Consider the following 14,138-nt stretch of genomic DNA (forward strand, 5'->3'; position numbering starts at 1 on the left):
GAGTATCAGAGACCCTATTGTGATTACATTTTTGTACGGTATAGCAATGATGGTAAATATAGATATAAAGCTAGATTGAGCGCCACAGAAAATCTCAAAGCCTTTTCGTATAAGGATTTAGGAATAAAACAAAGCTGATAATAAAACGAATCGTAATAGAATATCGACTCATTTTATGAATCACTCTCAGCCCATGGTACGAAATTTTTAGCTTGGTCAATTAATGTGTTATTTGACTAGGTATATAGTTATTAGACTCATACAACACCCAGAATTAAGGCTAAACAGAAGTGTTTCAGACAGCAGTAGAGAATGAGTATAGACTGAAAGTCTTACTGCTAAAAAGTATAAAAAATATGTAGAAAAGGGTAAAACAGGATAGAAAAACTGAGGCTTTGCTTACGCAGAATAAGATTGGCGGTGAAGGAGGGATTCGAACCCTCGATACGCTATGAACGTATACACACTTTCCAGGCGTGCGGTTTCAGCCACTCACCCACTTCACCGTTTTTTGAACGCCTAAGTATAGCGGATACCATTTAAAATGTCACGACTTGCGCGCTATCTTTCTTTATTGGCAAGCGCCTGCTAGGATAGCAAGTATGTAACGGCAAGTATAAATGGTTGAAAGTTGAATGATAAGTTTTAGTAGGCTTAAGTACGGATGTAAGAATAGTGCGCTGATGGCAGTCTTGCTTATCGCGACGGGTATTACCCAAGCGCACGCTGATGATCTGACCCAGTGTAGCCAGTCTTTTTATGGTGGTGTTTATCCTGAATTTACCAATACCAAGCTAAAAAAAGACACACAAGCACTATGCATGGATGGCTTTGCGGTGATGTACTCAGGGGTATCGCGTACACCGCTATGGTCAGCAGAATATCTCGATCGCACACGTCTGCAACAAGCTAAACAGATCGATCGTGAAGATAGCTTTCACGAAGAGAGTAAACTGCCAAAGTCAGCACGAGCCTCATTATCTGATTATTCAGGCTCTGGCTATGATCGAGGGCATTTGGCACCCAATGCCAATATGGCCAATCGCAGCCAGCAGTATGATAGCTTTAGTTTAGCCAATATTGCCCCGCAGTCACCACGTAATAATCGCTATATTTGGCGTAATATTGAATCTGCTACTCGGTATTTAACGCAGCAATACGGTGAGGTGTATACCATCACAGGTGTGGCATTTACTGATAAAAAAACCAAGCAGCTCGCTAACCGTGTCCTTGTGCCTAGCCATTTCTTCAAAGCGGTATATATCCCAGCAACCAATCAAGCAGGCGTGTATTACGCCCCAAATGATGAGTCAGAACGCATCGATGTGATTAGTATCGATGAGCTGAACACTGAGATTGGCATCGATGTATTACCCATGCTAGATAGTCAGTCCAAATCTCAAGCATTTGATTTACCATTGAAGGCGGGTGAGAGCTCAGATACCCCCGAGGCACCAGTGGAGGAGCCGGAGTGGATGCTGTTTGTCTGGGCTATTTTAGAATGGTTGATTGCACAATTAAAGGCTTAAACTGAAAGTAAGACCCAAAAATAGCCTCAGTTCGAAAAATATAAAATGTTACTGATAATAAGGATAATCAAATGATTGAGCCATTCGCCAACGACCATCAAAGCATGCAGATTGGTGATCTTGTCATTGAAAATCAAAAAGACAAGATTATTATATATGGTGATATTGATCTCACTTTTGATGAGTTAGGATACGCGCAAGCCCAACAGCTGCATGAGCTGTCGGAGAAAATCGTACAAGCATTTGCAGATAAAAATCTATATAGTAAGAATGATGCTAAGTCAAAGGAAAATGATGACCAATTAGATAAAGATATCGACAATCCTTTCCTATAAGTCTTTGATATGGTTTTATTTTTATAGAAATAAGAAACTGTAAAAAAATTACTAGGCAAAACCTAAAAATTGCTTATAATGAGTTAAGACATCGCTTGTGTCGCTCGAATCTTTAACCAAAAGCTTATAAGTTGTAATGGTAACTATCATTTAAAAAGGTCGAAACCGTAAAGCTCGTAATGAAAGGTTCTAGCAAAGGATAAGCATAGGACAACAGAAACATAACGTTTCGAGTAATCATTGTATGAAGGGAGTCAATCTATGAAATTATTTACAAAGACCACTTTAGCAGTTGCTGGTATTGGTATTGCTAGCATGGCATTCGCCGCTGACCCATTAGCCAACACTACTTGGCAGACATATGATGATGGTGAACCAAAAGGTACGGTAAAAATCACTGAGTCAAATGGTGTTCTGACCGGTACTCTTATTGCTGCCAATACTGCGAAAGGCAAGAAGCACGTTGGTACGACCATTATTAGAGGTCTAAAAGCTGACGGTGGTGGTAAATATAGTGGTGGTACGATTACTGATCCAGCAAAAGGTAAAGACTATCGTATGACTGCAAGCTTAAGCGGCAACACATTAAAGCTAAAAGGCTATATCGGTCCATTCTCTCGTAGCCAAGAGTGGAAAAAGAAATAAACTAAAAAATTAGTTTTAGCGTAATACATAAAAATCCCGCGTTACCGAAAGGTCTCGCGGGATTTTTACGTTTTAGATTTAAGCTTATATTTCATATATTCAATAGGGGAGAACTTTAAACACTAAAATTATAAACGCCGATACTACAGTAGGTAGTATCAGCGTATTTAACAGCAATCTTTAGCTTACTTCAAAGGAACTTATCTTATAAATTCTGGGTAAGCTTCCATACCACATTCTGCAATATCAGCACCTTCGTATTCATCTTCTTCAGAGATACGTAGACCGATAACCAGCTTGATAATAGACCAAACCACTAGGCTGGCAATGAATACCCAAGCAAAGATGGTTGCAGCGCCCACAATCTGACCGATAAAGGTAGATGCTGGGTTAGTGATAGGTACAATTAGCAAACCAAATAGGCCGACCACACCATGAACTGAGATTGCACCAACTGGATCATCAATCTTGATTTTGTCTAAGGCTAAGATTGATAACACTACAATGATACCGGCAATAACACCAAAGATAGTAGCTTGTAATGCAGAAGGCGTTGAAGGCTCAGCAGTAATGGCTACTAGACCAGCTAGTGCACCGTTTAGGAGCATGGTTAGATCCGCTTTACCAAAAATGATACGGGCTAAGATTAAGGCACCGACAGCACCACCAGCAGCAGCAGCATTAGTGTTCAAGAATACCATTGCAACAGCATTAGCACTAGCGATGTCGCCTAATTTAAGCACTGAACCACCGTTGAAGCCGAACCAACCCATCCACAAGATTAGTGTACCGAGTGCTGCCAACGGTAGGTTAGCACCAGGAATAGCGCGTATCTCGCCGTTAGGGCCATATTTACCTTTACGTGAGCCTAATAGTAGTACACCTGCTAGAGCTGCTGCTGCACCTGCCATATGTACAATACCAGAGCCTGCAAAGTCAGAGAAGCCCATGTCGCCTAGGTTAAATAGGCCAAAGACATCGTTGCCGCCCCATGTCCAGCTACCTTCTAGTGGGTAGATAACACCAGTCATGACCACAGCGAATAATAAGAATGACCACAGTTTCATGCGCTCAGCAACAGCACCTGATACGATTGACATACAGGTCGCTACAAAGACCACTTGGAAGAAAAAGTCTGATGCGGCAGAGTAGACAGAGTCGCCACCGAAGCCGTTTTCAGCAGAGGCTGCTAGGGCGTCTTCTACTAATGTATCACCGCCTGCAATTCCGCTTAAGAATAGATCGCCACCATACATAATCGCATAGCCGCATACCATATACATGATGCTAGCCGTTGCAAATAGTGCGACGTTTTTGGTTAAGATTTCGACTGTATTTTTTGATCGGACCAGTCCGGCCTCTAACATAGTGAAGCCTGCTGCCATCCACATGACCAACGCACCACATATCAAAAAGTAAAACGTATCGAGCGCATATTGGAGCTCAAAGATTTGACTTTCCATTTAAATTCCCCCTTGAATTTATAATATAGATATCGGCATTACCGATAGATAAAAATGCTGTAAGAGTCTGTACCTATAAGTTTATGCCCGTAGGTAGGTCTTCAAATTTAGATAGCGTCAGGTCCCGTTTCACCCGTACGGATGCGGATAACTTGCTCAAGTGCAGTGACAAAAATCTTACCATCACCAATCTTACCAGTGCTAGCGATACGAGTGATTGCCTCGATAGCAGGCTCAACCATCTCGTCGATCACAGCGACTTCGACTTTTACTTTAGGTAAAAAGTCCACCACGTATTCTGCGCCGCGATAGAGCTCTGTATGACCTTTTTGACGACCGAAACCTTTGACTTCAGTGACAGTGACACCTTTAACACCGATGTCGGAAAGCGCTTCACGCACGTCGTCGAGCTTAAACGGTTTTAAGATCGCAGTGATTAGCTTCATAAAAAATTCCTTATTTGTGTGATGCCGCAGATTGATAGAAGTACTATGGTGCATCATCATATCTCTGCCTTGCTTACTGTAAGTTATTCAAGAACCGTGCCAACCTACTCAAGGGGGGAGGTAGAATTGGCGTTGTTCATTAAAAAGTAATGACAGTAGTAACATAGAATATGGGCTACGATGCAACGATTAGAGCCATCGCTACAAGCATAATAAAGGTGAATCAATCTTTAGCGTTTGGTTAACGAAAACTTTATTATAACCAACTTTTTGAGTGCTTGGGGAGGCTATCCCTTTATTTCATGTGACGATTTGCTAACTTGAGTTTGGTCGTTAGCTTGGCCTTTTCATGCAAGCGTATCAAAGATGAATGGCGAGAAGGTAGAGATAAGCGGTAGAGCCTAACATAGTAGTTAGACCCTTGCGCTTAGGTAGATAAAGGGTTTGGGCGTGTTTATATATACGTCGTTAGGCTTTAGGAAATAATAGATAAGGGGTTTTTGTACTGACCAATAGTTTTTTTGTATCGCTACCTTGTAGTAATTCGCGGAGACGAGATTGGCCAAAAGCCCCAGTCATAAGTAAACCGATATCATGCTGATTTTGATAGTAGTTCAAAGCCGCTGCAACATCACGGCAGTCAAGCAATGTCTTTTTGGATTTGATACCCGCCTGTTTGAGCTTGGCATAGGCTTCACGCAACGCATCACAGTTATCAGAAGTTTCCTTGCCGACCATCACAATATGAACCGTTAGTGCACGCACCAGTGGCGTTTTACACAGCCAATTTAGTAGTTTATGGCACGTTGGACTGTTATCAAACGCAAATAAAGCGGTAGTAGGGGGCAAAAATGGTGCATGTGTCACCAAAATGGGGCAGTGACTGACTCGAATGAGTTGGCTCAGTGTTGATTTGCAGGTGACATGGTGACCTATAACGATCAATTGTGCTTGGTCATCGACGTAATCAATGCTTTGATTTAGGTTCTCATGACGATGCAGTGTATATGTCTTTAGCTTATGGCGTTGCTGCTCACAATACGAGGTCGCTTGAGATAATAGCAATCGGCCCTGTGCTTTTAGCTCACAGTTGCTCAAATGTTCTTTGGATGTGAATTGTTCGAGCAAAGCATTTTCGTCATCAATATTGAGGCAACCAGAATAATTAATAGCGGCTTTTTGCTGCAAACTTGGCATCGAGTGCAATAAGCCAACAGGCGCACGCAGGCGAATAGAAGCCCACATACTGGCCTCTAGTACCGCTTGAACATGATCAGGACAGTCCAAGCAAGCAATCACACTATCTGGTTTTAAATTACTCATAAAACGACCACATCATTTTAATAATAAAAATCTGCTATCTCAGTTTAGGGTTGGCGTATGAAAAATACATCCAACCCTTTTACCAATATAACTGTCTATTAATATCCGATACATTATCCATAGACTAATAATATAGTCACATGGCAACCGCGTAGATTCGCTTAGCAGTGTCGCTTAGTCCAACAAGCCAATGTCTCGGCGGTCATGAACAGAGAAGCGATCAATCAGTGTTCGACTCGCATTGTTGAGTCCTACCACTTTGACATCAATACCTTCACGTTGCAAGCGCATCACTAGTTTGTCTAATGTATCAACAGCGCTGACATCCCAGAAATGTGCTTGGCTTACATCAATCTGAATACTATCTACAGCTTCTTTGGTATCGAAACTATGCAAGAACTGGGTGGTAGAGGCAAAGAATACCTGCCCTTGAACATAATAGTAACGGGTGTTGCTGCTGTCATCATATTCACTAAAGATAGTTAAGAACTGACCAATTTTATTAGCAAATGCTAAAGCAGATAGCAAGACACCTACGCCGACACCGTAAGCCAAGTTGTGAGTAAAGACGGTAGTCAATACAGTCGCTAGCATAACGATATTGAACGACATTGGATGCGTCTTAAACTCGCGAATAGACTGCCAGTTAAACGTGCCAATCGATACCATAATCATCACTGCAACCAAGGCTGCCATTGGAATTTGACTGACCCATTCACTTAAGAACACGACCATGATCAGAAGAACAACACCAGCCATCAAAGTAGATAGACGTGTACGACCACCCGATTTGACGTTGATCATTGATTGGCCAATCATCGCGCAGCCTGCCATACCACCAAAGAAACCTGATACAACGTTGGCCATACCTTGACCACGACACTCTTTGTTTTTATCACTTGGTGTATCGGTCAATTCATCGACGATCGTCGCTGTCATCATAGACTCTAAAAGACCAACGATGGCAAGCGCGATAGAGTATGGCGCAATAATCAGTAAGGTATTTAGGTTTAATGGAATGTCAGGTAACAAGAATACTGGCAATGAATCTGGCAAATCACCCATGCTGCCAACGTTGCGAATATCGAGATTCATATACATTGCAACAGCGGTCAAACCTACAATACAAATAAGCGGTGAAGGAACGATGCGACCGATTTTAGGGATAAGTGGAAACAGATAAATAATCGCCAAACCAGCTGCCGTCATGATATAAACAGTCATGCCGACACGCTCAGTCATTGGGTTCAGTTCTGGTAATTGCGCAGCAAAAATCAATATTGCTAAAGCGTTGACGAAACCGATAACCACTGAGCGAGAGACAAAGCGCATCAGATTACCAAGCTTTAAAATGCCCATCACGACCTGAATGGCACCACAAAGCAAAGTTGCGGCAAGCAAGTATTGCAGACCATGGTCAGCAACCAAGTCGACCATGACCAGTGCCATCGCGCCAGTCGCTGCCGAAATCATACCTGGACGACCACCGACAAAACTGATCACTACCGCGATACAAAATGAGGCGTATAAGCCAACCTTTGGATCGACACCAGCGATAATAGAAAAGGCAATGGCTTCTGGAATAAGGGCTAGGGCTACAACCAAACCCGATAAAACGTCACCGCGAACATTGGAAAACCACTCGTCACGCAAGTTATCAATAAAAGATGTCATAAGTAAACTACATAGGGTTAGAGGCAAAAAAAGTAATCATTACTCATTTATAAAATGATCGCGTTGCTAATAATAGCTATTCATTTTTCTTTTACTTCAACATGCACTAGGTCATGTTGCTGTGTTGGATTGTGAGAAACTAATAACCAAGATATCTAACTAATAACCGAGGTATCTACTGATTTTTTTGGTATCAAAAATACGCTCATCAATAATCAATACGATGATAGGGGCAGTAAATTACCTAAAAATATTTTTTAAAAGATTGCTTAAAATAGGCAACTAGATAGATGTACCTACAATAATATATAGAGTCAGCAATCACTTGCTGTAGTAGAAGGTGATATATCACTCGTCAAATTATCAAAATTGTCTGATATACCCTTATCACAACAAGAATCGTTGATGAAGAGGCGTGACAATAGCGCGATAAATGTGACAACATGCTAAACTAAAATGCTTGAGCAATGTGCTCAGCAAAATACTGATAAATATTAATCAAGCTAACTATTATAGCATTAGCCACTTAATATAAAAACAGGCGAATAATAGCATAAACTCATAAAAAATCAGTACCGAAATCTGAACGATGGCGTTAAGATGCTGCACATCTTAGCAGCGCCGATTAGAGTCGCTATACAACAAATTTATTTGATACAATTTTTCTCGTTTAATAGAAGGAATAGATATGACCACTAATACAGCAACAGAAGCCTTACTTCATAAGGGTAGTGGTCTACAAGTCGTGGTGGGTTTGGGGCAGTCTGGATTGTCAGTCGCGCATTATCTGGCCAAGCAAGGCTATCAAGTCGCAGTCACTGATGCTCAAGTTACCCCTAAGTTGGCCGATCATTTGCCAGCCGAGATAGAGATTCGTCAGTTTGGTGGGATAGATGCCGATTTATTGCAGCAAGCCGCACGTATTATTATTAGTCCAGGTATTTCTCTTGAGACTGCCGCTGTGGCTGCTGCTCGCCAAGCCAATATTCCAGTAGTTAGCGATATTCAACTATTCTGTGAAGCGTGTACAGCACCCATTGTAGCGATTACAGGCTCCAACGCTAAAAGTACGGTCACTACGTTAGTTGGCCAAATGGCAGCTGATGCTGGCGTTAACGTGGGCGTCGGTGGCAATATCGGTGTACCAGCTTTAACATTGTTAGACAATCCTGATATGGAACTTGCGGTACTTGAGCTGTCTAGCTTTCAGTTAGAAACCGTCACTAACTTGGGCGCAAAAGTAGCGACTGTGCTCAATATGTCGCCTGATCATTTAGATCGTCATGGAGATATGCTTGGCTACCATCAAGCTAAACACCGTATCTTCCAAGGTGCCAAGTCGGTAATGATTAACCGCGAAGATGCACTTACTCGTCCATTGGTCGCAGACAACCTACCGAGAATTAGTACGGGTATTCATGCCCCTGATAAAGGTCAGTATGGTCTGATTACCGATACAGAAGGCCAAACTTATCTTGCTCGTGGTACAGAACGATTACTGTCGGCAGATAAACTGTTGATTAAAGGCCGTCATAATCTACTAAATGCGCAAGCGGCTCTGGCCCTTGGCGAGCTGGCAGGATTACCGTTGGAGAGCATGCTAACCACTTTACAGCAGTTCACAGGTCTTGAACACCGCTGCCAATATGTGGCTAATGCTGCTGGTATTGATTATTTCAATGATTCTAAAGGCACCAATATTGGTTCGACCATGGCCGCTATCGAAGGCTTGGGTGCAGTCTATGCGCCAAAAGACGGTAAGCTATTATTGATCTTAGGTGGGCAAGGCAAAGGGCAACAGTTTGGTGAATTAACGCCTTTTATCAATCAATATGTGAGCCAAGTTTTGTTTATTGGTGAAGATGGTCCGCAGATTGAACAACACCTAAAAGCTGCGAAATTGAGTGATGATGTTGCGCTACATCAGTGTCAGACATTAGAGAATGCCTTTGCGACTATCCAACAAGTCACTACCAGTAGTTTATCGCAAGTACAGGCTGTATTGTTGTCACCTGCCTGTGCTAGTTTTGACCAATATAGTGGTTATGCGGCTCGCGGTGACCACTTTAGCCAACTGGTCAATCAATTGGATACCGCACAATCAGAAGCTTGATAGGTAGTCGAATATATTAAGCAGATATATAGATTGGCATAGCGCATATCGCGTCTTTAGCAGCAGCCAGTATTTTCTGGATAAATGATTGTTTTGCTTACAGATTGCTGCTACTGTCAAGCATATAATCCTGATTGTTGAAATAGGTGCTAGCTAAGGCGTTTGCCGATAGTTACAGGTTTTCTATCACCATCTATTTAGTACGATTTATTTTATGATTTTTTAAACGGTGGCGTTTCATAGACGCCGTGTTTTTCGTTTGTTAGTGTATATAAAATTATGGCGCTCTCTTCTTTTTTTCGTTCCTCGCCCCAAACCAAGCAAACCTCTGGCTCAGACGGTGTTCTGTCTATGCCGTCAGCGCGCGCAATTTTATTATCAAGCGTCGGCTGTATGATGGTGCTTAGTCTGCTGATGGTTGCTTCTGCTTCTATCCCTTTTGCGCTTAGCCGCGGTATGACCGAGCTGTATTTTTTCAAAAACCAGCTGTTGTATATGACGATTGGTTTAATCGTTGCGGTCATTCCTTATTATGGCGTGTCTTTGCGCACACTTTATAAAACTGAGACCCAGTTTGCTTTGTTAGGCATCACAGGGCTACTGCTTGTTGCCACGTTGTTTAGCACACCAATCAATGGTTCCAAACGCTGGCTCACAGTAGGCGGCTTTAACTTTCAGGTAGCCGAGCTAGCCAAATTGGTCATGATTGTGTTTGTATCTGACTTTGTGGTGCGGCGATCTTTTGAAGTTCGTAATGGCCTAGATGGTTTTTTGCGAATTATGCTGGTAGTGGCGCTGATAACGATACTGCTATTGTCGCAGCCAGATTTTGGTTCTTTCGTCGTCATTATTGGTACGCTGTTCGCGATTTTTTATATCGCTGGGGCGCCTTACAAGCATTTCTTAGCATTGGGTGCTGCTGCTGTTGGCGGTGCAGTGTTAATGGTGACTACGGCAGAGTACCGACTAGTGCGTGTGATGTCGTTTATGGATCCATTTGACGATGTACAAGATACTGATTATCAGTTGGCACGTAGTTTGATCGCCTTTGGCCGTGGCCAGTTCACAGGTGTTGGCTATGGCGAAAGTGTACAGAAACTGTCGCATTTGCCTGAGGCGCATACGGATTTCTTATTAGCCATTACGGGTGAAGAATTAGGGTTCGTCGGTGTCAGCATGGTACTGATACTTGAAGCGTTGATCATCGGTAGTGCGATGCGGATCAGTTACAACGCGCTAAAACGCCGTCAAATGCGCATGAGCTATACTGCTTTCGGAATCGGTGTGGTATTTATTGCCCAGACGATTATTAACGCTGCGATGAATATGGGTGCTATTCCAACCAAAGGTCTCACTATGCCGTTCTTTAGTTATGGTGGATCGTCTATGTTGATTAGCTTGGTTATGGTCGCGCTATTATTGAAGATATATAAAGAAAGCCCTGAAATAGAAAAAAGCCAATGCCGTTATTACTAATAGGCTCTATATATAATAGTCGTTGCATAGATTCAGAGTTTCGGTAAATAGTTTTTAGCATTATTGAAATGAAAGTGTCACTCATAGTGGCGCTTTTTTATTGTCTATTTATAGCTTTTGAACTCTCATTAATAAGACAAATTTAATTGCTGCTTACCTTGTAGCGGGGTGTTATCCCATTGCGCAATGGCTTGTTTAAGCATGTTTTCTGGGGTATCGATATCGACCTTTGCTTGCTGTAGTAGCGATAGGGCTTCAGCAATTAGCTGACTCGGATCTGATGTGTCGATTGGTTGAGCAAGATTTTGCTTAGAGAGCTTTTGGCCATCAGCATTATTAATCAATGGCAAATGATACCATCGGTCAATAGTGGGTAGGCGAGCAGCTTGCATGATGCCGATTTGCGCGGTCGTCATAGGTAGAATATCAAGACCACGCATGATATGAGTAACCTGCTGTAGACCATCATCGAGGCTGGCTGCCAGTATATAGTTAATCATGCCATCTTGACGACGAGCGACCATATCGCCTAACGTCTGCTGCGGATTATCCCATTGTAGTCCCTGAATACCATCATTGAACCCAATCCGATAGTCTGGTAGTTGAATACGTAGCTTATGCTGCTGTCTATCAAGGTCAGCTGCCACACAGCGACGCGGATACCGCTGTCTATTTGGTTGTACTTGGTCAATTGATGGAACTTGTTCGTTTAATGATTGGTCGGTCAGCGCAGCTAAGCTAGCACGACTATGGTTTCTACTTATCTCTTCTTGCGCCCAGTACTGTTCTAAGTCCTTACGGGAGCATTGGCAGCCATAGGTCAACGGCCCTAGGTATGATGATAGATAATCGTTGTAGATATCAATGCGCTCAGACTGATAAATGACATCACCATCCCAATGTAGCCCAAGTGCCTCAAGATCCATCAAAATTTGCTCAGTGAACTGTCTATCGCAGCGTTCAGTATCAGTATCTTCCATACGCAGCAGCCACTTACCACCGATTGATTTGATATGGCAGAAGCTGGCAAGCGCAGTCGTTAAAGAGCCGAGATGTAACTCACCCGTTGGTGAAGGCGCAAAGCGGCCAATGGGCTGTGATGGTGGCGTTTGATTTGGCATGGTGGTAGGCATTGTTTTCAAAATAAATGGCTGTCTATAAGAGGTAATAAAGATAGAATAATAAATATAAGTATCAAAAGATATTCATTAAATGAGATTGTTTTGTTAGTCATGTCATTATTCAAGCGATTGTGTTTTTCAGAGCAAAATTAGTAATGCAGCAAAATAGTGACAGTCTAAAATACAAAAAGCGACCCATTATAAGGTCGCTTCTGTTTACATTCATATCTGTAATATCTGATCTAAGCGCCTTGGTTTTGACGTTCTTTGATTTCAGATAAGGTTTTGCAGTCGATACATTGGGTAGCGGTTGGACGTGCTTCAAGGCGACGTAATCCAATCTCTACACCACAAGTCTCACAAAATCCATAGTCATCATTTTCGATTTCTAACATAGATTTGTCGATTTTGCGGATAAGTTTGCGCTCACGGTCGCGAGTACGTAATGCCAATGCAAACTCTTCTTCTTGAGTGGCACGGTCATTGATATCTGGCATGGCGCTTGACTCATCTTGGATGTAGTTTTTGGTACGATCCGCTTCGCCAATCAGTTGGTTTTTCCAATCCAATAAAATAGCCTTAAAGTGCTCTAACTGCGCATCAGACATATACTCTTCGTCTTTGGCCGGCACATAAGGAGTAAATTTAACTTCACTCGGATTCGTGGTCAGGGTGCTCATATGGGTATCCTACTTTTTCAAATTAATTCAATAAAACGACGTATCAAAAGACAAGACGTTATTAATGCTACAAACGCTACAATTTGTCCTTTTATCAAACGTTTCACCACTTGGTAATACAAGTAACACAGCTGATCAAATAATATCGTAGACTTTATATCTTGACAGTTATATACCGATTGTTAGATAGGTTGTTATATAAACTTCGGTTTTAATAATACTGTCTAAAGCATGCCGTAGGTCATTGATTGTGAAAACTGAGCTTGTGGTTAATGGGCCATCCTAGCTATCTTGCAGTGGCTTCATATCAGATATTGGGCCACCCTTGCTTTATTTCATAAGTTGTATCATTGTTTGTAATAATAATGAAGTGATTTTTTATATTGAATGCATATTTTATTTGTTTATCATTGCATTTTTTATTAGGAATTATTGACGAAAGCTATAAGTATAAAGGGCTAAGAGTTATACTATTCCCAATAATTCTGGGCATCAAGTATCCAGTCTTTCAACCCAGCTTGCAACTGTTCCATTGTTGGCTAATTGCAACCAGCGATATCCTGGTAATGCATGCTCATCATAAGAGAAATCATCTTCATAGGGTTTGAACTGATAGCAGGTAGATGGCGTGCTATACACCGTGACGCCTTGGCGCAGTCGAACTTGCTCTTGGTGAGTATGTCCACTGATCACCACTTGTAGCTGTTCAAATGGCGCCATATGCTGCCAAAAACTCTCAGTGTTTTCTGCCATATGGGTATCAATCCAGTCGGAATCAACTGGAACAATATGGTGGTGTAGGGCGATTAATGCGGGCTTATCACAGGTGCTGAGTCTCTCACATAACCAGTTGATATCAGTGGGCGTGATCTCGCCTGCGACCTTACCGGAAATGGATGAGTCTAATAACAACAGCTGCCAGTATTCAGTCTCAATGACATGACGACTTAACAAACGTGAGTCAGCAGGTTGAGCGACAAGCTCTCGCTGAAAAAATGGCAAGTCTTTACCATTTTCATCCGTTACATCATGATTACCAGCAATACAAGCAAACGGAATCTGAGTCGCTTGTAATACAGTAAAAATATGATCGTAAATTGAGGACTTCACTCGATTGACCAAGTCACCGGTCACAATAATCAAATCACAGCGAATATCTTCACTAAGCGCCTGTTGGAGAACTGCTTCAAAGCTACGCTGACAAGCCATGTCATCACTATAGGTGTTACTTTCATCAACAAGGACAGGCGTCGATAAATGCAAATCAGTAATCTGTAAAACATTTATTGTTTGGTCAGAGGTGCTTAACTTATTGGCAGGATAGTTTGGCATT

The 14,138-nt window shown here is 42.1% G+C and carries 12 protein-coding genes and 1 tRNA gene; 5 read left to right on the plus strand and 8 right to left on the minus strand.

Features of this window, described 5'->3' with window-relative positions:
* Positions 1-415: 415 nt before the first annotated feature.
* A tRNA-Ser gene (locus tag ACQKC9_RS11245) sits at positions 416-506 on the minus strand.
* 177 nt (positions 507-683) lie between these two features.
* Here ACQKC9_RS11245 and ACQKC9_RS11250 point away from each other — a divergent pair.
* The 3 genes from ACQKC9_RS11250 (at position 684) to ACQKC9_RS11260 (ending at position 2,509) form a co-directional block, all read left to right on the plus strand.
* On the plus strand, positions 684-1,529 hold the full coding sequence (locus tag ACQKC9_RS11250) for a DNA/RNA non-specific endonuclease (protein WP_427621870.1): 846 nt from the start codon (positions 684-686) through the stop codon (positions 1,527-1,529).
* Positions 1,530-1,600: 71 nt separating this feature from the next.
* The gene (locus tag ACQKC9_RS11255) at positions 1,601-1,864 is read left to right on the plus strand and encodes a hypothetical protein (protein ID WP_427621872.1); all 264 of its coding nucleotides are present in this window, start codon (positions 1,601-1,603) and stop codon (positions 1,862-1,864) included.
* A 261-nt stretch (positions 1,865-2,125) separates the two neighbouring features.
* Complete coding sequence (locus ACQKC9_RS11260) at positions 2,126-2,509, plus strand: DUF2147 domain-containing protein (protein WP_057762037.1); 384 nt, start codon at positions 2,126-2,128, stop codon at positions 2,507-2,509.
* A 200-nt stretch (positions 2,510-2,709) separates the two neighbouring features.
* On the opposite strand, the gene ACQKC9_RS11265 is transcribed toward ACQKC9_RS11260, so the two are convergent.
* The 4 genes from ACQKC9_RS11265 to ACQKC9_RS11280 form a co-directional block, all read right to left on the minus strand.
* A complete protein-coding gene (locus ACQKC9_RS11265; RefSeq protein ID WP_057762031.1) occupies positions 2,710-3,972 on the minus strand; it encodes an ammonium transporter in 1,263 nt (420 codons plus the stop codon).
* A gap of 107 nt (positions 3,973-4,079) precedes the next feature.
* Positions 4,080-4,418, minus strand: coding sequence for a P-II family nitrogen regulator (locus tag ACQKC9_RS11270; RefSeq protein WP_010197981.1), 339 nt, complete (start codon positions 4,416-4,418; stop codon positions 4,080-4,082).
* A 468-nt stretch (positions 4,419-4,886) separates the two neighbouring features.
* Positions 4,887-5,741 (minus strand): universal stress protein, encoded by an 855-nt coding sequence (locus ACQKC9_RS11275; protein WP_102092102.1) that lies wholly within the window; start codon positions 5,739-5,741, stop codon positions 4,887-4,889.
* Between the two features lie 174 nt (positions 5,742-5,915).
* Positions 5,916-7,415, minus strand: a complete 1,500-nt coding sequence (locus ACQKC9_RS11280; RefSeq protein WP_057762027.1) for a SulP family inorganic anion transporter — start codon at positions 7,413-7,415, stop codon at positions 5,916-5,918.
* 688 nt (positions 7,416-8,103) lie between these two features.
* Here ACQKC9_RS11280 and murD point away from each other — a divergent pair.
* Positions 8,104-9,528, plus strand: a complete 1,425-nt coding sequence (murD, locus tag ACQKC9_RS11285) for a UDP-N-acetylmuramoyl-L-alanine--D-glutamate ligase (protein ID WP_427621874.1) — start codon at positions 8,104-8,106, stop codon at positions 9,526-9,528.
* A 279-nt stretch (positions 9,529-9,807) separates the two neighbouring features.
* Positions 9,808-11,004: an FtsW/RodA/SpoVE family cell cycle protein gene (locus ACQKC9_RS11290; RefSeq protein WP_182176715.1), complete on the plus strand. Its 1,197-nt coding sequence runs from the start codon at positions 9,808-9,810 to the stop codon at positions 11,002-11,004.
* Positions 11,005-11,132: 128 nt separating this feature from the next.
* Here ACQKC9_RS11290 and gluQRS read toward each other — a convergent pair whose 3' ends face one another.
* From gluQRS to ACQKC9_RS11305, 3 genes are all read right to left on the minus strand, one after another.
* Positions 11,133-12,125: a tRNA glutamyl-Q(34) synthetase GluQRS gene (gene gluQRS, locus ACQKC9_RS11295; protein WP_427621875.1), complete on the minus strand. Its 993-nt coding sequence runs from the start codon at positions 12,123-12,125 to the stop codon at positions 11,133-11,135.
* Between the two features lie 242 nt (positions 12,126-12,367).
* On the minus strand, positions 12,368-12,805 hold the full coding sequence (dksA, locus tag ACQKC9_RS11300) for an RNA polymerase-binding protein DksA (RefSeq protein WP_057762021.1): 438 nt from the start codon (positions 12,803-12,805) through the stop codon (positions 12,368-12,370).
* Between the two features lie 492 nt (positions 12,806-13,297).
* Positions 13,298-14,137 (minus strand): metallophosphoesterase, encoded by an 840-nt coding sequence (locus ACQKC9_RS11305; RefSeq protein ID WP_427621876.1) that lies wholly within the window; start codon positions 14,135-14,137, stop codon positions 13,298-13,300.
* Position 14,138: the final 1 nt, after the last annotated feature.

The sequence above is a fragment of the Psychrobacter sp. NPDC078409 genome (assembly GCF_050268505.1).
Lineage (GTDB): Bacteria > Pseudomonadota > Gammaproteobacteria > Pseudomonadales > Moraxellaceae > Psychrobacter.

Coding starts and splice junctions, on each gene's coding strand:
- ACQKC9_RS11255 (WP_427621872.1), top strand. CDS start 1,601: ATGATTGAGCCATTCGCCAACGACCATCAAAGCATGCAGATTGGTGAT.
- ACQKC9_RS11260 (WP_057762037.1), top strand. CDS start 2,126: ATGAAATTATTTACAAAGACCACTTTAGCAGTTGCTGGTATTGGTATT.
- ACQKC9_RS11275 (WP_102092102.1), bottom strand. CDS start 5,741: ATGAGTAATTTAAAACCAGATAGTGTGATTGCTTGCTTGGACTGTCCT.
- ACQKC9_RS11250 (WP_427621870.1), top strand. CDS start 684: ATGGCAGTCTTGCTTATCGCGACGGGTATTACCCAAGCGCACGCTGAT.
- ACQKC9_RS11290 (WP_182176715.1), top strand. CDS start 9,808: ATGGCGCTCTCTTCTTTTTTTCGTTCCTCGCCCCAAACCAAGCAAACC.
- ACQKC9_RS11305 (WP_427621876.1), bottom strand. CDS start 14,137: ATGCCAAACTATCCTGCCAATAAGTTAAGCACCTCTGACCAAACAATA.
- ACQKC9_RS11280 (WP_057762027.1), bottom strand. CDS start 7,415: ATGACATCTTTTATTGATAACTTGCGTGACGAGTGGTTTTCCAATGTT.
- ACQKC9_RS11265 (WP_057762031.1), bottom strand. CDS start 3,972: ATGGAAAGTCAAATCTTTGAGCTCCAATATGCGCTCGATACGTTTTAC.
- dksA (WP_057762021.1), bottom strand. CDS start 12,805: ATGAGCACCCTGACCACGAATCCGAGTGAAGTTAAATTTACTCCTTAT.
- murD (WP_427621874.1), top strand. CDS start 8,104: ATGACCACTAATACAGCAACAGAAGCCTTACTTCATAAGGGTAGTGGT.
- gluQRS (WP_427621875.1), bottom strand. CDS start 12,125: ATGCCAAATCAAACGCCACCATCACAGCCCATTGGCCGCTTTGCGCCT.
- ACQKC9_RS11270 (WP_010197981.1), bottom strand. CDS start 4,418: ATGAAGCTAATCACTGCGATCTTAAAACCGTTTAAGCTCGACGACGTG.